The 18924-nt window shown below is 72.4% G+C and carries 14 protein-coding genes; 4 read left to right on the forward strand and 10 right to left on the reverse strand.

Annotation, left to right across the window (positions count from 1 at the left end; genetic code table 11):
• Positions 1–11: 11 nt before the first annotated feature.
• Positions 12–1634 (reverse strand): DUF2207 domain-containing protein, encoded by a 1623-nt coding sequence (locus ABT324_RS05630; RefSeq protein WP_351172143.1) that lies wholly within the window; start codon positions 1632–1634, stop codon positions 12–14.
• A 390-nt stretch (positions 1635–2024) separates the two neighbouring features.
• On the opposite strand from ABT324_RS05630, the gene ABT324_RS05635 reads away from it, so the two are divergent.
• Positions 2025–3023, forward strand: coding sequence for a neutral zinc metallopeptidase (locus tag ABT324_RS05635; protein WP_351172145.1), 999 nt, complete (start codon positions 2025–2027; stop codon positions 3021–3023).
• Between the two features lie 10 nt (positions 3024–3033).
• Here the strand turns inward: ABT324_RS05635 and ABT324_RS05640 are convergent, their stop codons facing one another.
• Together ABT324_RS05640 and ABT324_RS05645 are read right to left on the reverse strand one after the other, a co-directional pair.
• Positions 3034–3462 carry a hypothetical protein gene (locus ABT324_RS05640; RefSeq protein ID WP_351172148.1) on the reverse strand — a complete coding sequence of 143 codons (429 nt, stop codon included), beginning with the start codon at positions 3460–3462 and terminating at the stop codon, positions 3034–3036.
• Between the two features lie 69 nt (positions 3463–3531).
• Positions 3532–4593 carry a potassium channel family protein gene (locus tag ABT324_RS05645; RefSeq protein ID WP_351172312.1) on the reverse strand — a complete coding sequence of 354 codons (1062 nt, stop codon included), beginning with the start codon at positions 4591–4593 and terminating at the stop codon, positions 3532–3534.
• A gap of 193 nt (positions 4594–4786) precedes the next feature.
• Between ABT324_RS05645 and ABT324_RS05650 the strand changes: the two genes are divergently transcribed.
• Positions 4787–5314 carry a hypothetical protein gene (locus ABT324_RS05650; RefSeq protein WP_351172151.1) on the forward strand — a complete coding sequence of 176 codons (528 nt, stop codon included), beginning with the start codon at positions 4787–4789 and terminating at the stop codon, positions 5312–5314.
• Positions 5315–5570: 256 nt separating this feature from the next.
• Here the strand turns inward: ABT324_RS05650 and ABT324_RS05655 are convergent, their stop codons facing one another.
• The 3 genes from ABT324_RS05655 to ABT324_RS05665 form a co-directional block, all read right to left on the reverse strand.
• Positions 5571–6179, reverse strand: coding sequence for a hypothetical protein (locus tag ABT324_RS05655; RefSeq protein ID WP_351172154.1), 609 nt, complete (start codon positions 6177–6179; stop codon positions 5571–5573).
• 56 nt (positions 6180–6235) lie between these two features.
• Positions 6236–9493: an ATP-dependent helicase gene (locus ABT324_RS05660; protein ID WP_351172157.1), complete on the reverse strand. Its 3258-nt coding sequence runs from the start codon at positions 9491–9493 to the stop codon at positions 6236–6238.
• 79 nt (positions 9494–9572) lie between these two features.
• Entirely contained in the window at positions 9573–12743 is a 3171-nt protein-coding gene (locus ABT324_RS05665; RefSeq protein WP_351172160.1) for an ATP-dependent helicase, read from the reverse strand.
• A gap of 329 nt (positions 12744–13072) precedes the next feature.
• Here ABT324_RS05665 and ABT324_RS05670 point away from each other — a divergent pair, with 329 nt between their 5' ends.
• Both ABT324_RS05670 and ABT324_RS05675 read left to right on the forward strand, forming a co-directional pair.
• Entirely contained in the window at positions 13073–14059 is a 987-nt protein-coding gene (locus ABT324_RS05670) for a chitinase (protein ID WP_351172163.1), read from the forward strand.
• Between the two features lie 145 nt (positions 14060–14204).
• A complete protein-coding gene (locus ABT324_RS05675) occupies positions 14205–14498 on the forward strand; it encodes an MGMT family protein (RefSeq protein ID WP_351172166.1) in 294 nt (97 codons plus the stop codon).
• A 151-nt stretch (positions 14499–14649) separates the two neighbouring features.
• Here the strand turns inward: ABT324_RS05675 and ABT324_RS05680 are convergent, their stop codons facing one another.
• From ABT324_RS05680 to ABT324_RS05695, 4 genes are all read right to left on the reverse strand, one after another.
• Positions 14650–15477: a uroporphyrinogen-III synthase gene (locus ABT324_RS05680; RefSeq protein ID WP_351172169.1), complete on the reverse strand. Its 828-nt coding sequence runs from the start codon at positions 15475–15477 to the stop codon at positions 14650–14652.
• Positions 15478–15532: 55 nt separating this feature from the next.
• On the reverse strand, positions 15533–16330 hold the full coding sequence (locus tag ABT324_RS05685) for a TIGR02569 family protein (protein ID WP_351172172.1): 798 nt from the start codon (positions 16328–16330) through the stop codon (positions 15533–15535).
• A 128-nt stretch (positions 16331–16458) separates the two neighbouring features.
• Positions 16459–17631 carry an adenylyltransferase/sulfurtransferase MoeZ gene (gene moeZ, locus ABT324_RS05690; protein ID WP_351172175.1) on the reverse strand — a complete coding sequence of 391 codons (1173 nt, stop codon included), beginning with the start codon at positions 17629–17631 and terminating at the stop codon, positions 16459–16461.
• A 176-nt stretch (positions 17632–17807) separates the two neighbouring features.
• Entirely contained in the window at positions 17808–18851 is a 1044-nt protein-coding gene (locus ABT324_RS05695; RefSeq protein ID WP_351172178.1) for a DUF3152 domain-containing protein, read from the reverse strand.
• Positions 18852–18924: the final 73 nt, after the last annotated feature.

Here is an 18924-nt window from a genome sequence, read left to right on the forward strand (position 1 = left end):
TGTAACGCGGATCAGGATTTCAGAACCGTGTTGAACCCCTGCACCAGCTTCGGGAAGACGTGGCGGAAGTTCCGCAGGTCCGCCGCCGGTTCCAGCGCCGCGTACCAGTACAGGCCCGGGGCGCCGTCCGCGGCCGGGTCGAGTTCGGCGAATTCCGCCAGCCAGCGGTCGGTTTCACCCAGCACCACCGCGTACGGGAGGGCGCGGGAGAACACCAGCTCGCGGTCGGCCGCTGGCAGGGCGTTCGCCGAGACGTCGTGGAGGTAGCTGCGCAGGCCGCGGACCTGCATGACCAGCGCGCTGCCGCGGCGCGTCCGGGCGGGCATCAGGCGGGCGCTGGCCACCATCGCGACGCCGCCGAGCACCACGCCCAGCCCGAGCAGCGCAGCGGAGCTCGTCAGCGCCAGCAACGCGGTGAGCGCCGCACCACCCAGTGTGACGCCGATCCCGGCCCACCAGAACAGGTTCCGGTCCGCGTCCGGGCGGCGGGCAAACCACTCCTTGTCCACCACGTCCGCGTACAGCGCGTCGCGCACCCGATCCAGCTCCAGTCCGCGTAGCTGCGACAGGCGCACCTCCGCCGACTCGCCCACCAGCAGCTCGTGCACCGCGCGCTCGAACGGTCGCAGGGCGTCGTCGGCCGGGTTGATCCGGACCAGGCGCCAGTCCTGCTCGGGCAGCTCCTCGATCCGCAGGTAGTTGCGGACCGCGAGGTCGACCACGGTCGCGGTGACGTCGACCGGATCGACCCGCTCGTCGACGACCACGCCGATCTGGCCCGGCAGCACGCCGTCCGGGGAGGCGAAGATGACGCCGCCGCCCGGATCGCGCATCAGCACCTCGACGCGGCCCACGTCCTCGCCGAACGCGCGGACGTCCCGGCCGCGGGCGTACCAGACCAGGCCGAGGCCGCCGATCAGGACCAGCCCGATGGCCGCCAGCCCCGCACCGGTGGCCGGGGTCAGCGAGAACGCCTTCGCCAGGCTGAAGTGCTCCTCGGTCACCGCCGTCGCCGGGACCGTCCCGGCGGGCAGCTTGAACGTGATGTCCACCCGGTCGCCGGGTTCGAGACCGTAGGTCAGCGCCCGCATCTCCTGGGTGTGGGAGATCTCGTACTGGTCGCAGCGGTGCGTGCTGCCCACCGGTCCGGCCAGGCACATGATCGCCTGCGGGACCTTCGGCGCCAGCAGCGACACCTCGACGCGGTCCACCGGCACGTCCCAGCCACCGGTGACCTGCCAGCGCACCTCCTGCAGGTCACCGGCGTCCGAAACCGCGCCGCGCACCGCGTACTCCAGCGTCGAGACCCCGGGCTGCAGGGTCACCCGCATCTCGTCGGCGTCGACGCGCACCGCGCCACCGCCGTCGACCGAGGCGTCCGCGACGCTGAACACCCGGGCCGCGCCGGGACCGCTCGGCTGGCGCAGCGGCAGGCTGCGGGTGACGGGGCGACCTTCGGGAACGGCGACCTGCTCGGTGACCGACACCACTCCGTCGCGCTCCAGCTTGAGGTGCACCTCGCTGGACACCGAGCCGGGCAGCGCGTCGACCGGTTCCTCCTGCGCAGCGGCTGCGGTCGGCGCCCCCAGCAGCAGCCCGGCCAGCGCGATCAGCAGTCCCCGTTTGGTCAACACGGCCCGAACCATAGCGGCCCGAAGTTATTCTCCAGGGCGCAACCGGCGAGATCGATTCGAGGAAGTTGGGGAGCTGACGGGCCGGTGTCGGACCGCCGAACTCCGCTCGATCGTCCACATTCGACACACCGCGAGGAAGACCGCATGACCCAGCCGCCTCGGCCGCCGAACGGACCACAACCCCCGCAGCAGCCGTGGCCGCAGCAACCTCGCGGAGCCCGCCCGCAGCCGCCGCGCCAGGGGCCGCCACCGCAACGCCCCGGCGCGCAACCACCACGCCCACCGTTACCCCCGCCCGGCGTTCGGCCGGTCGCACCACCGCCGACCGCGCGCCCGATGCCACCGAGGGGTGGCGCACCCATGGGCCCGCCACCGAGGGGTGGCGCACCGATGGGCCCGCCACCGCCGCCGATGCCACCGGTGCGGCCGCCTCGGCGCAAGAGCAACGCCGGGGTCATCGTCACGCTGGTGCTGGTCGGCGTCACGCTGTTCGGCATCACCATGATCGGCGCGGTCGCCGCCGCGATCACCTCCGACCAGGCCTCGGACTACGGCAGCAGCCCCACCAGCAGCCAGACCACCACCAGCTCCGAGACCTCCAGCACGAGCTCGGAGACCAGCAGCTCGAAGACCACCACGTCCTCGGCGACCAGCAGCTACGACGCCGAGGACCAGATCCGGCCGGTGGCGCGGCTGGGCGACCACCCGATCAACATCCCGAACAACGGCGCCGTGAACACGTCGTGCCAGCTGCCCACCTTCCGTACCGACGTGGCCTCGCAGGACCGCTTCTACCAGGCCGCGCTGCCCTGCCTGATGGCGGCGTGGACGCCGCTGCTGGAGGAGGCGGACCTGCCGGTGCGCACGCCGAAGGTGGTCACCAGCGGCAGCGACTTCGAAACCCCCTGCGGCACGCGGAAGTGGAACCAGACCGCGATGTACTGCCCCGGGACGCACACCATCTACATGACCGCGCGGTACTACGCCGAGGAGGAGCAGCTCGTGGAACCGGGCGCCTACCTCGGCCAGTTCGCGCACGAGTTCGGCCACGCGGTGCAGGGCATGTCCGGGATCAGCACCGCCTTCGGCGACGCGGCCTACGACGCGGGCGGCCGGGACACCCCGACGGGCCTGGAGCTGACCCGCCGGTCCGAGCTGCAGGCGACCTGCTTCGGCGGGATGACGTTGGCCGCGCTGCAGAACGGCGGGGTCAGCAACGACTACATCTTCCCGGCGCTGTACGACTCCCGCGGTCGCGGTGACGAGCACTCCAACGTCCGCGACCACGGCACCACGAAGAACAACACCGCCTGGGTGGACCAGGGCTTCTACAAGAACGAGATCACCCAGTGCAACACCTGGCTGGCCGCCGCCTCGGACGTCAACTGACGCGCGTGCGTCAGCGGCGGCCGAGCATCAGGGCGTAGCCGCCGCCCGCGACCCCGGCGAGGGTGAGCAGGATCCAGTTGGCCCGGGTGGCCAGGTCGTCGAGCTGCGACTCGTTCGCGGTGGCCGGGCGCACCACGAGCGGACCGGCCGGGTCGGCTGGGACCAGCACCGGCAGCTGCTGGCCGCGGCTGTGCCCGCAGCCGTCGAACTGCGCACGGCGGAGCTCACCACCGATCTCGACCTCGACCAGGTCACCCGCGCCCTGGGCCCCGCACGGGCGCGACTCGACGACGGTCGCCGTCGCCGGGCGCAGCTCCACGCGCTCCCGATCGGCCGCCGCCACCAGCGGCCACACCGCCGCGGCGGTCAGGACGGCACCGAGCAGCCCCAGGACGAGCAGGATCGGCGCGACCGACGCCGAACCACGCTGCCTAACCACGCCCCCGATAGTGCCAGGACCCCGGCGGGTGACCACCGGCAGTCGCGTGATCACCGCCCGTCGAGCAGGTCACGGTTCGGCGGGAGTCACCTTCTTCACGTACAGCAGCCGGTCGCCGGATTCGATCGCGTCGGCTTCCGGCGCGTCCACCCGGTACAGGTGCCCTCCGCGCACCACGCCGAGCACTATGTCGGACAGGTGCCGCGGCGAGCCGCCGACCTCCTGCTCCTCGACCTCGCGCTCGGCGATCGCCAGCCCGGCGTCCGGGGTGAGCAGGTCCTCGAACATCTCCACCACGGACGGCGTGGAGGTCGCCATGCCGAGCAGCCGCCCGGCGGTCTCGCTGGACACCACCACGGAGTCCGCCCCGGACTGCCGCAGCAGGTGGACGTTCTCGGCCTCCCGCACCGCCGCGACGATCTGCGCCTTGGGCGCCAGCTCCCGCGCGGTCAGCGTGACCAGCACCGCGGTGTCGTCGCGGGCCGGGGCGACGACGATGGCCTGCGCCCGCGTCACACCGGCCACCCGCAGCACGTCCGAGCGGGTGCCGGACCCGTTGACCGTGACCAGCCCTTGCGCGGAGGCCGCCTCGAGCGCGGTGTGGTTGGTGTCGACCACCACGATGCGGCCGGGCTCGGCGCCTTCGCCGAGCAGTGCGGTGACCGCCGACCGGCCCTTGGTTCCGTATCCGATGACGACCACGTGGTCGCGCACCTTGGACCTCCAGCGTTGGATCTTGAACGCCTGTCGCGAGCGCTCGGTGAGCACTTCCAGTGTGGTACCGACCAGCACGATCAGGAACAGGACCCGCAGCGGGGTGATGACCAGCACGTTCACCAGCCGCGCGAGGTCGCTGACCGGGGTGATGTCGCCGTAGCCGGTGGTGGACAGCGAGACCGTCGCGTAGTAGACGACGTCGAGCAGGCTGAGCTCGCCGCCCGCGGTGTCCCGGTAGCCGTCGCGGCCGATGTAGACCAGCAGCACCGTGGCCGCCAGCGCGAGGGTGGCGCCGATGATGCGGCGGATGATGGACCGGACCGGGCTGGTCGTGGTGCCGGGCATCCGGATCACGCCGACCAGGGCGTGGTCCGGCCGGTTGGTCAGCTCCTCCTTGTCGGGGCGCCCGCCCATCAGGGGGTGCGCCAGCGACTTGGGACCGTGCCGCATCATGAACCGTGCTCCCCGACTTCGCGACCACTCACGGCGCAGAACAGTAACGCCGCGCGGGGTCCGGGGCGGTTCGGCACCCCGGGTCGACAACTTTTCCTGCAGGACGGAAGAGACCTGTCCCCGGACCGGGGGGTCGACGTTCTACCATGCAGCGGTGCAGCAGCTTCAGCACGCGGCCCGCGCCCTGGGGTGGGACGGCCAGCTGATCCCGGACGTGGAGGTCCTCGGCGCGAAGTTCGCCGCCGTGGTGCGCATCCGCCAGGACGTCCACCAGTGGCGCACCCACCACGGCTGGGCCCCGGAGCTCAACCCCGCCTGGTTCCGCTCCTGGTCCGAGCCCACCGCCCACGACCACGTGCCGGTACCCGCGGTGGACCTCCTCGGCGCCCTGGTCCCGGTGGCCCACCCCCGCTTCGCCCTCCGAGCCTGCGGAACGCTGCTGACCCTGGCCCCGTGCGCGGTGGTCCTCCCGGCGAACCAGCCCTACCGCCCGCTCCGCATGCTCGAACTCGACTACTACGGAGTAGGCGCGGTGAACACCCCCACCGGGGGCCCAGCAGAACTGGTGATCACCCCCGAAGACCGAACAGCGGAGTTCGGCTCCTCCCTGTTCGGCCGCTGGCTCCTGGAAGTCCTCTACTCCCGCCTCCTGGAACATCCTCAACTAACCGAGAACGCCTAACCCCACCCCCAAGCGCGGCGGCACCACAACCTGCGGGTCAGCGGCGAACCTCACGCAATTTCGATTGAAATTGCCTCACCTCACCACCGCAGCCTCCGTCGGGAACGACGGCAACTTCGATTGAAATTGCTACGAGCCACAACGCAACCACCCACCGCTTCGAACCCCACCAACCCCGAACGCAACGGGACTCGTCCTCCCCAGTACCACCACCAACCCCCAAGCATCCCCCAAAACCACCACAGCCCCCGAACCCTCAAGCCAACACGTACTCGTGCCAGTTCAACCCCTCCGGGTTCCACCGCATCCCCCGCCCCTCCTTCAACATCCGCAGCGCCTGCATGGTGTGCGGCCAGCGGCGGATCACGTTGGCCAGGGCGACCGGGGTCATCAGGTCGGCGGTGCGGCGGTGGTCGCCTGGTCCGAGGAGCGCGGTTCCGCCGGGCGTGGAGACGATGTCGGTGAGCGCGGTCTGGCCGGACAGCGCGGCCTGCTCAACGCTGAGGATGGTGTGCGGCTGCAGCTCTTCGGGCCAGCTGCGGCGGTCGATGTCGGAGGCGACCGGTTGGTCGCAGGAGCCGCACTGGCACTCGAACTCGCTGGCCCAGCCGTGCTGCTTCCAGGACCACACGGCGGCGGCCCCGGTGCCCAGGTCGGTCAGCGCGGCGACGTGCGGCCAGGCGCCGACGACGGCGCTGAGCAGGGTCTTCTTCGAGGGGCGCGGTTCCTTGCCGGGGCCGTCGAAGGACCAGGTGCCGGTGTCGTCCCGGTGCACCCGCACCAGTGGGGCGCGCATCGCGAGGACGTCGGCGTCCACGTGCACTTCGGATTCGGGTGGGGCGTTGAGCTTCCAGTGCGTGTTCATCGCGGGCATCCTGTTCCGCCGCGCTGCGCCATCTCAAGCTCCGCCACCCGAACGTGTTACTGGGCTTCGGGGATCGCGGTGATGAGGTCGCGGATCCCGTCGGCGTCGAGGAGGTCCGCGGGGCGCAGGGTGTGGTCGTGGCGGACGTAGTGGAAGGCTGCGCGGACCTTCTCCAGCGGGGTGCGGGACAGCTCCGCCCACGCCAGCCGGTAGGCCGCCAGCTGCACCGACAGCGCGGGCACCTGGTCGGCGCCGGGCACCGCGCCGGTCTTCCAGTCCACCACGGTCCAGCCGCCGTCGGGGTCGCGGAACACCGCGTCCATCCGGCCGCGCAGGACGATTCCCTCGACCTGGGTCTCGAACGGCACCTCGACGCGGTGCGGGGTGCGGTCGGCCCAGGACCCGGCGAGGAAGGCCTGCTGCAGGTCGGCGAGGTCCTCCTGCACCGGCGCGGAATCGTCGGCCGCGCCGGGGAGTTCGTCGGGTTCCAGCAGCGCGGAGGAGGTGAAGCGGTGCTCCAGCCAGGCGTGGAAGGCGGTGCCGCGCCGGGTCATCGGGTTCGGCGGGAACGGCAGCGGGCGGCGGAGGCGGCGGGCCAGGCCGTCGGTGTCCCCGGCCAGTTCGACGAGCTGGCTCACCGACAGGTGCTCGGGCAGCCGGACCTGTTCGCGGCGCTGCGCGGCCGCAGCGCGCTCGGCGAGCAGCACGTCGACGTCGCGGGCCCAGCCGTCCTCGTCCTCCTCGTCCGGATCCAGTGAATCCACATCGGACAGCGCGGCGCGGACCAGGTCCGCGCCTTCGGCGACCGCCGCGCGGCGCGGGCCCAGCGGGTCGACCGGCCACTCCGCGCTGCGCACCGCTTCGGCCAGCGGGTTCGGGTCGTCCTCGGCCGGTTCCGGTGCCACGCGGTCGAGCACGCCGACCCCGGTGCCGTTGAGCACCGCCGCCAGCTCCTGGAGGAAGACCGACGGCCCCTTCGGCCGGTCGCCGTTCTCGCCCCACCAGTGCCCGGAGAGCAGCAGCGTGCGCTCCGAGCGCGTGACCGCGACGTAGAGCAGCCGACGTTCCTCGGCGATGCGCCGCTCCTCGAACTCCTCGTCGTGGATGCCCAGCGCTTCGGTGATCTCCTTGCGGTCCATCCCGGACAAGCGGCCGATGTCCAGCCGCGGCAGGTCCGCGGCGTCACCGCGCAGTTCGGCGGGCAGCTCGGTGACCGAGCGCAGCCAGGACGACGACTTGCGCTTGCCGGGGAAGACCTCGTTCACCAGGTGCGGGACGGCGACCACCTGCCACTCCAGGCCCTTGGCCGCGTGCACGGTCAGCACCTGCACCCGGTCCTCCGCGACCTCGACCTCGCCCGGTTCCAGCCCGTCCTCGGCGCGCTCGGCGGCGGACAGGTAGTCCAGCAGCGACGGCAGCGTGGCGGAGGGGCTGGTCAGGGCGAAGCTGGTGACCACGTCGGCGAAGGCGTCCAGGTGGATGCGGCCCGGTCCCACCGACCGCGCGATGCTCTCGATGTCCAGCAGCAGGGTCCGCTCGACGTCGGCGACCAGTTCCGGCAGCGGCTGGTCGAGGCGGCGGCGCAGGTTGGCCAGCTCGCCACCGAGCTTGCGGATCCGCTGGTAGCCCGCCGCGGAGTAGCGACCGGGGTCGCCGGGGTCGTCGAGGGCGTCGACCAGCCCAGCCTGCTCGGCGTTCTCCCCCGGCAGCGCCGCGGTGACCACTGCGGACGGATCGTCGGACGCCGGTTCCTGGAAGGCCTGCGCGCCGAGTTCGCGCGCCCGGTCCCACAGGGCGGCGATGTCGGCGGCGCCGAGCCGCCAGCGCGAGCCGGTGAGCAGCCGCATCGCGGCCGTCCCGGCGAGCGGGTCGACCAGTACGCGCAGGGCGCTGACCAGGTCGCGCACCTCGGCCTCGTCGAGCAGCCCGCCGAGGCCGACGACCTCCACCGGCAGCCCGCGTTCGCGCAGCACGGCGGCGATGTCGGCCATGTCCGCGCGGCGCCGGACCAGCACCGCCGTGGTGGGCGGCGGGTCGCCCATGTCGGCCGCGGCGTGCCAGCGGGCGGCGATCTGGTCGGCGACCCAGTCGAGCTCCTCGCGGACGTCCCCGGCCAGGGCCAGCCGGATGTCACCGGGTTCCGCGCCGTCCCTGGCGCGCAGCTCGTCCACTTCGAGCCCGGTGCGGCGCAGCGGCTCGGACACCGCGTTGGCGACCCGCAGGACCTCCTCCGGGTTCCGGAAGCTGGTCAGCAGGCCGTAGCGGCGCGCCGGGGCCTTCCGCCCGTCCTCGACGCGGGGGAAGTCGGTGGTGAAGCGGGGCAGGTTCGCCGCGCTCGCGCCGCGCCAGCCGTAGATCGCCTGCGCCGGGTCGCCCACCGAGGTGACGGGCAGCGGGTCGCCCTGCCCGAACAACGACCGCAGCAGCACCCGCTGCGCGTGCCCGGTGTCCTGGTACTCGTCCAACAGCACCGCGCCGTAGCGGGCCCGTTCGCCCTCGACCACCTCGGGGTGCTCGGCGGCCAGCAGCGCGGCGAGCGACATCTGGTCGGCGAAGTCCATCGCGCCTTCCCGCCGCTTGCTCTGCGCGTACTCCTCGACCAGCGGCAGTAGTGCGACCCGCAGCTGCTGCGCGGCCATGACCTTCACCAGGTCCTGCGGCAGGTTCGCGCGCTGCCCCTTGGCGCGGGGCGCGTTCTCGATGACCTGGCAGAGCTGCTCGGCGTGCTCGCGCAGGTCGTCCGGGCGCACCAGGTGCTCGGCGAGTTCCCCGGCCAGCGAGAGCACGTACCCGGTCACCGTGGCGGGCACCTTGTCGGTGTCCAGGTCTTCGGTCCAGGTGCCGACGACGCGGTGCGCGAGCTGCCACGACGCCGTCTCGGACAGCAGCCGCGCGCCCGGTTCGACCGGAACGCGCAGCCCGTGCTCGCCGACGATCCGCCCAGCGTAGGCGTGGTAGGTCAGCACGGTCGGTTCTTCGGTGAGCACCGTGGAGCGCAGCTGTCCGCTCGGGTCGACCTCGTCGAGCAGACCCGATCCGGCGAGCCGCCGCAGCCGCGCGCGCACCCGGTCGGCGAGCTGGCGCGCGGCCTTGCGGGTGAAGGTCAGGCCGAGGATTCGCTCCGGCGTGACCAGCTGGTTGGCCACCAGCCAGACGACCCGCGCGGCCATCGTCTCGGTCTTGCCCGCCCCGGCGCCCGCGACGACCAGCGCAGGCTCGGCGGGCGCGGCGATGACCGCGGCCTGCTCCGGCGTCGGCGGGTGCAGGCCCAACGCCTGCGCGATCCGGTGTGGACTGACCGTCGGCTTGCTCACCAGCACCCCTCCTCCCACGACCACCGCCCCGCTCCCGGCACGACTTCACTGGAAGTGGCGGGACGAGTTGCCTCACCGGTCACTGGGGGACCTGTCTTCCGGCTGGGTGGACCGGGCAGCTGGTGCGGGCCGGGCAGCGAGCGCAGTCGGAGTTCTCCGCCGCCACGTAGGCCGGGCCGAGGCTGTCGGCGGCGGCCTTGTGCACCACGTCGAGCCACACCTTGATCCGCTCCTCGTCCAGCGCTGGCTGGGCGCGCTCGGTGGCCGCGCCCTTGCGGTCGGACTTCGCCACGTAGAGCAGCCGGGCCCCGCCCGGGCCGTCGTGCTCGCCGAACGCGCCCAGCGCGGCGGCGAGCTGGTACACCGCCAGCTGCGGGTGCTCTTCGGCGTCGCCCTTGCTGACCGGGTTCTTCCCGGTCTTGACGTCGACGACGACGGGGCGGCCGTCGCCGTCGACCTCCAGGCGGTCGACACGTCCGCGCAGGCGCAGCCACGGGCCGCCCTCGCGCGCCGGCACCGTGACGTCGAGGTCCTCCTCCACGGCGACCTGGGTGAGTTCGGCCCGCGACTGCACCAGCCAGTTCACGAAGGCGTCGAGCATGTTCTCCACGCGCTTGCGCTCCTTGCGGGAGAACCACGGCGCACCGGCGTCCACCGACTTCCACGCGTCGTCGAGCGCCTTGTGCAGCTGCTCGGTGTCCGCACCGCCAGCGGCGGCCTGGACCAGCGCGTGCACCAGGGTCCCGGTGATCGAGGCGAGTTCGGCGGTGTCCTGACCGCCGTGCCGCTCCGCCAGCCAGCGCAGCGGGCACTTGGTCAGGATGTCCACAGTGGACGGAGAGACGCGCACCGGTTCGTCGTCGGTCACCAGCGGCTCGTCCGTCGAGCTCTCCGGCAGCCCGTACCAGCTCTCCGGGCTGGCGCCCGGAACGCCCGCTGCGGCCAGCCGCGCGAGCTGCTGCGCCGCCCGCCGGCGCCGCTGCGGCACCGCCTCCGCGTCGCACACCACGCGGCGCAGCTCGCCGACGAGGTCGGCCAGCGCCAGTCCGCGCTCCGGCCGCGCGATGGGCCGCTCCACCACGTCGGGGTCGTTGTCCACGCCCTCCAACTCGTCGAGGAACCGCGACGGCTGGTCGTCCTCCCCGCGCACCGCGCTGACCAGCAGGTTCCGCCGCGCCCGGCTGGCCGCGACGCGCAGCAACCGGCGTTCCTCGGCCAGCAGCGGGGCGGTCGCCGAGACCCGCTCGGAGTCCATCCCGGACAGCACGTCCACCAGCCGTTCCACGCCGAGCAGCGACCCGCGCAACCGGAGGTCCGGCCAAATGCCCTCCTGGACGCCGGGGATCGCCACGACCTCCCACTCCTGCCCGCTCGCGGCGTGCGCGGTGAGCACCTGGACGGCGTTGTCGCGGGGCGCGGTCGGCGCCAGCGAGCTGCCCGCGATCTGCTGGCTGGTCAGGTAGTCGGCGAAACCGGCGGCGTCGGCGCCGGGCAGCCGGTCGACGTACTGGGCGGCGGCGTCGAACAGCGACACGATGGCGTCCAGGTCGCGGTCGGCCTGCGCGCCGACGACGCCGGACCGCTCGGTCTGCGCGACCCAGCGCTTCTCCAGGCCGCTGGCCTTCCAGACCCGCCACAGGGTTTCCTCGACGCTGTGCCCGGCGTTGACCGACTCGGTGGCCTTGCGCAGCAGTCCCGCGACGCGGCGGGCGGGTTCGGCCGCGGATTTCTCGAGCGCGGCCAGCCGGTCGTCGTCCTGCAGCACCTCGACCAGCAGCTCCCCGCTGCTCCGGGCACCGCCCGCGGCGAGTTCCAGGCGACGGAGCCCGCGGCGGAGCCGCCGCAGCGCCAGCGGGTCCGCCCCGCCGAGCGGCGAGGCCAGCAGCTCGGCGGCGGCGTCCGGGTCCAACGCCTGCGGGCGCGCCGCGCAGCGCAGGAGTGTCAACAGTGGACGGACCGCGTTCCGCTGCGCCAGCGGGATGTCGTCGACCGGCAGCGCGATCGGCACCCCGGCGGCGAGCAGGGCGCGCCGCAACACCGGCAGCGAAAGACCGGTCGAGCGCACCACGACCGCCATCTCCGACCACGGGACCTCGTCGAGCAGGTGCGCCCGGCGCAGCTGGTCGGCGACCCACGCCGCCTCCTGCGCCTCGGTGGCCAGCAACCGCACCTGCACCGACCCCTCGCGGTCGGCTTCGGGCTCGACCAGCTTGCGCTGCGGCCCCGCCCCGGGCAGGTACCGCGCCAGCCGCTGCACCGCCTCGCGCACCGCTTTGGACATCCGGTGGTCGACGGTCAGCACCGCGGTGCTGTCCCCGTCGGGGTCGGAGTCCCGCAGGCAGCGCGGGTCGGCGCCGCGGAACGAGTACACCGCCTGGTCTGGGTCACCGGCCAGCACGAACTCGGTTGCGGTGTCGCCGAGCCGCCTGATCAGCCAGTACTGCTGCGGGTCGAGGTGCTGCGCGTCGTCGACGAACACGTGGCGCACCCGGTCCTGCTCGGCGGCGAGCAGCCCCGGGTCGGTGTCGAAGGCCAGCAGCGCCGAGCCGACTAGCTCGGCGGCGTCCAGCGCGGGCGCTTGCGCGCCACCGGCCCCGCGCAGCAGCGTGACCTGCTCGTACTGCCGCGCGAACTTGCCCGCGGCGACCCATTCGGGTCGGCCGTGCTGGCGGCCGAGGGCCACCAGCCGCTCCGGGCCGACGCCGCGCTCCGCCGCGCGCAGCAGCAGGTCTCGCAGCTCCTCGGCGAAACCCGGGACGGTCAGCGCCGGGCGCAGCGGCTCCGGCCAGTAGTCGGCCCCGACCTCCACGTCACCGGCCAGCAGGTCGCGCACCAGCGCGTCCTGGTCGGGACCGTTCAGCAGCTGCGGTGGCGGCAGCTCGTCGCGGACCGCCTGGAGCCGCAGCACCGCGAAGGCGTAGGAGTGGACGGTTCGCACCAGCGGTTCGGGCGCGGTGCGCAGGTCGGACGTCGAGCCGGTGAGCAGCCGGGTGATCTCGGTGCGCATCCAGGCCGCCGCGCGGCGGCTCGCGGTGAGCACCAGCACGTTCTCCGGCGACACCCCGCGGTTGCGGACCCGGTCGGCGGCCAGCTCGGCGATGAGGGTGCTCTTGCCGGTCCCGGGGCCGCCGAGCACGCGCAGGAAGCCGAAGGTGTGCGCGAGCACCCGCTGCCCGGCCTCGTCCCACGTGGTGCGCCGCCGCGCGGGTTCGGCGCGGCGCACGAGCACGGGCGCGGTCGGGGAAGGCACGCACCGATGGAACCACGCGCCGACGACAAGGTCGCGAAGGGCTCGCGGTGCGCCGGGATGATCTCCTCACAGGTGAGGGCCCTGCCACTCCTGCCCCGGGAAGGGCGCTGAACCGGCAGGCGGTCTCCGCGCGTGGTGCTCGCGGGAAGATCGGATGACACCAGATCGTCACGCACGATTAGCGCCAACTCAATGTGAATTCAAGACCGCCTTTTGGTGGTACAAACCAATTTTTTCCTCTGGCAAGGTTCCGGACCATCACGGGCTCCCCCGTCCGTGACCTGCGAAATCTCTCCCCCGAGACGCATGGACCCCCGAAGGAGGAAACAGTGAGCAAGGTCCGCAAGAGCCTGCTTACCTGTGCCGCGGCGACGGCAGCGCTGGCCCTCGGCGCCGTCCCCGCGCTCAGCGCCGAAGCGACCGACGCCCCAGCTGAGGCCGCCTCTCCGGTCTCCGCCTCGCCCTACCTGTACAACGGCTGGGGCAACCCGCCCGCCGTGGGCGAGGTGATGAGCGCCACCGGCATCAAGGACTTCACGCTGGCGTTCATCCTCTCCGACGGCACCTGCAACCCCGCCTGGGACGGCAACCGCCCGCTGGACGGACCGGACAAGGCGGTGATCGAGGACGTCCGCGCCAACGGCGGTGACGTCATCCCGTCCATCGGTGGCTGGGCGGGCAACAAGCTCGGCGAGGCCTGCCAGGACGCCCAGTCGCTGGCCGCCGCCTACCAGAAGCTGATCGACGCCTACGGGCTGACGGCCATCGACATCGACATCGAGGCCTCCGAGTTCGAGACGCCCGCGGTCCAGGACCGGGTCCTGGAAGCGCTGAAGATCGTCAAGGAGGCCAACCCCGGCCTGCGGACCGTGATCACCTTCCCGACGCTGATCAGCGGCCCGAACGAGCACGGCCAGCGGCTGATCGACAAGGCCGCCGAGATCGGCGCGGGTGTCGACGTGTGGACGCAGATGCCGTTCAACTTCGGCGGGCAGGACATGGCGGCCGACACCATCACCTCCACCGAGGCGCTGAAGGAGAAGCTCAAGAGCGCCTTCGGCTACACCGACGCGGAGGCCTACGCGCACGCCGGGATCTCCTCGATGAACGGCAACACCGACGTCGGCGAGGTCGTTACCCCGGCCGACTTCCAGAAGATGGCCGACTACGCCAAGGAGAAGAACCTCGGCCGGTTCACCTTCTGGTCGCTCAACCGCGACCGCTCCTGCGAGGGTGGCGGCGGCGCTGACTCCTGCAGCGGCATCGACCAGCAGCAGTGGGAGTTCACCAAGATCGTCGCCGGCTTCCAGGGCTGAGCACGTCATGGGGCGAGCGGCCCTCCCACGCGCAGGACGCGCCGCTCGCCCCACGATCCCCACGGACCTGGTGCCCACCGAGGACGACTGGGCACGGGACGTCGGGGAGGCCGAGGCGGTCAGCCGGGTGCGGTAGCTTCGGTGCGTGGACGACGAGACCGTGGAGCAGGTGCGGGCGATCGTGGCGTCGATCCCGCCCGGGTCGGTGCTCTCCTACGGCGACGTGGCCGAGATCGCGGGCCTGCGCTCGGCGCGCATCGTGGGGCGCATCATGGCCGAGGACAGCGCTGACCTGCCGTGGTACCGGGTCCTGCGCTCCAACGGCACGGTCGCCGACCACCTCCGGCACCGCCAGCTGGAGCTGCTGCGCGCCGAAGGCGTGCTCGCCGACGGAGCCCGCATCAACATGCGCCGCTACCGCTGGGGCGCCGGGGCCTGATCCCGCCCTCGGCGTCGAACGGTGTGGCACCAGACACGGAAGCTCCGGCACGACGACTGACCCGACCCACCCCGCCGCGACCGCTGCGGCGACCGGATCACCACGCCACCAACCGGTTCCCGCGACCGACCAGAAACTCCACAGTGGACGTTCAGCCGCGGGCGCGCGCCGGGAGTGCCTCCGCGACCAAGCGCACCAAGGCCGCTGTCCGAGAACGGTCCGGTGTCGAGTACGGCAGTCCCGCCGCCGCGATCGGCACCGCCGTGACCGGGCCGACGCAGGCGATGAGGACCCTGTCGCGCAGGACTTCCCGCAACTGCTCGCCCCGACCGGTGCGGTCTGCCCGGGCGAGGAAGTTCGTGGCCGCGGGAGCGCTGGTGAACGGCAGCGCATCGACCTCACCGCGCAGCACCGCGTCGATCAGGGCATCCAACGCGTCCAGGTCCACCGGGTCCGTCCACCGGTAGACCGCCACCGGCACCACCTCAGCACCGGCATCGCGCAACGCGCGGCGGAACGACAGCATCGGGTCACCGTGCACCTGCAGCACGACCCGCTTCCCGGCGAGGTCCCCTTCGAGCAGGTGGGCCAGCACCTCGGCGGACTCCTCCGACGGCGAGGTGAAGGACTCCACGAGCCCGGCACCCCGCACCGCACCACGGGCCTTCGCACCCCGCGCCGCCACCTCGGCCGACCGCAGGTGCTCCCGCAAGCGGTCGGCGACACCAGCGTGCTCGGCCGCCTCGAACCAACCCCGGAACCCGACCCCGGTGACCGCCACGACGTGGTCCACCGGCGCCGCCAACACCGCCTCGGTCGCCGCCGCGAGCTCACCGTCCTCGGGCAGGGGCACGGTGTGCATGGCCGCACCGAACACCACCCGAGCACCCCGCCGAGCGAGCAACGCCCCGATCTCCTCGGCCTTGCGCTCGGCAGTCACACCCACCGTGAAACCGCGCAGCGGCTGCTCCTCATCCACAACCCCATCCTCACACCCCGCGACAAGCCCGGTGAAGGGTTCCCGTCACACAGGCTCAGAGCACCTCGAGGACCATCTGGGAGGCGCGTTCGAGGCCGGTCAGGGTCTGCGCGGACGAACGCGGGTGCAAGGCGTGCACCGCCAAACGGAAGAGCAGCGCGCGCAGCAGCGCCTGCGGCCAGTCCAGCAGGTGCGACCAGCGCTCCACGATCGCCGCGTCCGCACCACCCCAGGCCAGCGCGTCGATCACCACGACCGCCGCCGCCCACTCCGCGGGCCGCCAGTACGGGTTGAAGTCGATGATCCCAGGCGCCGCCTCGTCGGTGAACAACACGTTGCCGAACAGGTCACCGTGCACCACCTGCGGGGTCAGCTGCACCTCGCGCCGCGACCCGGCGAGCACGTCGTAGAGCCGCCCGCCCTTCTCCTCCGGCAGCGAGTACTCCTCATCGCCCCAGGCCATCCGGTCGGCGAGCGCGTAGATGTCCTGGCGCGCCTGCAGGAACCGCGGCCGGGCCAGGAACCGGCTGGCCGAGTGCAGGCGCAGCGACATGGCCACCACGTCGTCGTGCCGCGGCTCGGCCCGACCGGCGATGTTGCGGCTGGCCGACCACCCGGACACCACCCACCGGCCGTCGGTGGACCGGACCGGGCGGGACACCCGCACCTCGTCCGGTTCGAGCAGGTCGAGCGTCTGCGCGACCCAAGCGGCCTCGGCGGTGTTCGCGGCGGGCTTCAGCACGATGTCCCCGCACCGCCAGGCAACCGCGCCTTCCAGCGGCTCGGGGTCTTCGACGCGCGCACCGAATGCCGCGCGCACGTGCGGCGGTGGCGGCTCCGGCGTAGGACTCACGCGCCAGACGCTACATCGATGATCGCCGAATCCGCAGCAGGCACTCCGACACCCGTGCGCACATCACGTCAAATGACGGCGGGCCGGCGAGTGCCCGGAGCACCCGCCGGCCCGCTGCGCCACCAGCGTCAGTACGTCGGCAGGCTCTGGTCCACCTCGTTGGCCCAGCCGAGGACGCCGCCACCGACGTGCACCGCGTCCGCGAAACCCGCCTTGTGCAGCGCCGCCAGGGCTTCCGCCGAGCGGGCACCGGACTTGCAGTGCAGGACGATCTTGCGGTCCTGCGGCAGCTCCGCCAGCGCCTCGCCGGAGAGGATGCGGTCCTTCGGGATCAGCTTCGAGCCCTCGATCTTGACGATCTCGTACTCGTGCGGCTCCCGGACGTCGATCAGCTCGAACTTCTCGCCCCGGTCGAACATCCCCTTGAGCTCGACGGGGGTGATGGTGCTGCTCGCCGCGGCCTGCTGGGCGTCGGCGGAGACCACGCCGCAGAACGCCTCGTAGTCGATCAGCTCGGTGATCGGGGTGGCGTTCGGGTCCTTGCGGATCTTGACGGTGCGGTAGCTCATCTCCAGCGCGTCGTAGATCATCAGCCGACCGAGCAGCGTCTCACCGATGCCGGTGATCAGCTTGATGGCCTCGTTGACCATGATCGAGCCGATGGAGGCGCACAGGACGCCGAGGACACCGCCCTCGGCGCAGGAGGGCACCATGCCGGGCGGCGGCGGCTCGGGGTACAGGTCGCGGTAGTTCGGGCCGTGCTGGTCCCAGAACACGCTGGCCTGGCCCTCGAAGCGGAAGATCGAGCCCCACACGTACGGCTTGCCGAGCAGCACCGCCGCGTCGTTGACCAGGTACCGGGTGGCGAAGTTGTCCGTGCCGTCCAGGATCAGGTCGTAGCCGCGGAAGATGTCGAGCGCGTTGTCCGAGGTCAGGTGGGTCTGGTGCAGCACCACCTCGACGAACGGGTTGACCTCGGCGATCGAGTCGCGGGCCGACTCGGCCTTGGGCCGCCCGAGGTCGGACTGCCCGTGGATGACCTGGCGGTGCAGGTTGGACTCGTCGACCTCGTCGAACTCCACGATGCCGAGCGTGCCCACCCCGGCCGCGGCCAGGTACAGCAGCGCCGGGCTGCCCAGGCCACCCGCGCCGACCACCAGCACCTTGGCGTTCTTCAGCCGCTTCTGCCCGTCCATCCCGACGTCCGGGATGATCAGGTGGCGGCTGTAGCGCGCGACCTCTTCCTTGGTCAGCTCCGCCGCCGGTTCGACCAGCGGCGGGAGCGACGTTGCGCCGGACATTCCCAGCTCCTCCTCAATGGTCAGCACCACCAGCGCGCGAGCACGTCGGCAGCACCTTCAAGCGTCCCCGGAGAGCGCGCCCGGAACGGGGGCTCACGGAATCTGCAACGCAAGAGTCCCCGATGGTCTTCCGCAACCCAACCCGCTCCCACACTCCGGGACGAACTTGCGCGGGACTACGGGATCGGGAACGGCCACGCGTTGGGCTTGCAGACGAAGCCGTCCGCCGGGATCTTGGTGCCCTGGTCGGCAATCTTGTTCAGCTCGTGCAGCTCGTTGTTCGAGACGCTGAAGGTCTGCTGCATCATCACCGGCGCGAGCCCGCCCTGCGCGGGGCAGCCCACGTGCTTGTTGCCGAAGACGTGCCCGACCTCGTGGTTGATCGCGTAGCGCCGGTAGCTGCCCAGGTCGCCCTCGAACGACACCGCGCCCCGCACCCACCGGGCCGCGTTCAGGTAGACCATCTCGCCCTTGCGGCAGGAGCTGTCGTAGGGCACGCCGTTGCTGTAGTCGCAGGCCTCGCGCGCGGTCTGCTGGCTGACCAGGATCACCCGGAAGTCCGGGCTCGGGCCGCTGGCGTCCACCCGCTGCAGCGAGATCGTCCCGGAGCCGGTGGCGCCCTGCGGGTTGGTCCAGCTGCGCGGGTCGGACAGCGTCGACTGCACCAGGTGGCCGAACTCGACCTCGGCGTTGGGGTCGGCCTTCTCGATCCCGACCTCCATCTCGACGGTGTAGCGGTACAACTGGCCGGTGCCGACCACCTCCGAGGTGCCGGGCAGCACCCGGAAGGTGCGCGCGCCGGTCTCCGGGATCGCGCCGCCCTCGGGCGGCAGGTCCGCGGAGAACAGCTCCGGCCCGTACTCCTGACCCGGTGCGGCTTCGGTGACCAGCGGTTGCTCCGGGGTTGCCGACCCGCCCGCCGCCTGCTGCTCGGTGCTGGCGTCCCCGTCGGTGGGGCGCACGGTCTGGAACACGGCGAGCGCGCTGATCACGACCAGCAGCGGGACGGCGTAGATCCGCCAGCCGTACCGGGACGCCACCCCGGCGCGCGGGCGGCGCGGCTCGTCCTCGAAGTCCTCCGCCTCGCCCACGACCTCGGGTTCGGCGGTGGGGTTCCAGGACGCCGCGAGTGGCTCCCCCGCACCTGCGCGCGCCTTGGTTCGACCTGCCGGACGGCGGTCGTTCGCGGTGGTACGAGGTCGCTGCGGCGGGCTGGTCACGCGCACTAGCGTGCCACAGCCCATCCCGCACCCCAGGTCACACCGGCCACTCGGGGTGATCGCCCCGGCGGAG

This window comes from Saccharopolyspora sp. NPDC000359 (assembly GCF_040300525.1).
Taxonomy (GTDB): Bacteria; Actinomycetota; Actinomycetes; order Mycobacteriales; family Pseudonocardiaceae; genus Saccharopolyspora.

Bases quoted from the DNA above. Each gene is read 5' to 3' on its own strand.
- ABT324_RS05635 (WP_351172145.1), top strand. From the start codon at position 2,025: ATGGGCCCGCCACCGCCGCCGATGCCACCGGTGCGGCCGCCTCGGCGC.
- ABT324_RS05645 (WP_351172312.1), bottom strand. From the start codon at position 4,593: ATGGGCGGGCGCCCCGACAAGGAGGAGCTGACCAACCGGCCGGACCAC.
- ABT324_RS05655 (WP_351172154.1), bottom strand. From the start codon at position 6,179: ATGAACACGCACTGGAAGCTCAACGCCCCACCCGAATCCGAAGTGCAC.
- moeZ (WP_351172175.1), bottom strand. From the start codon at position 17,631: ATGTCCGGCGCAACGTCGCTCCCGCCGCTGGTCGAACCGGCGGCGGAG.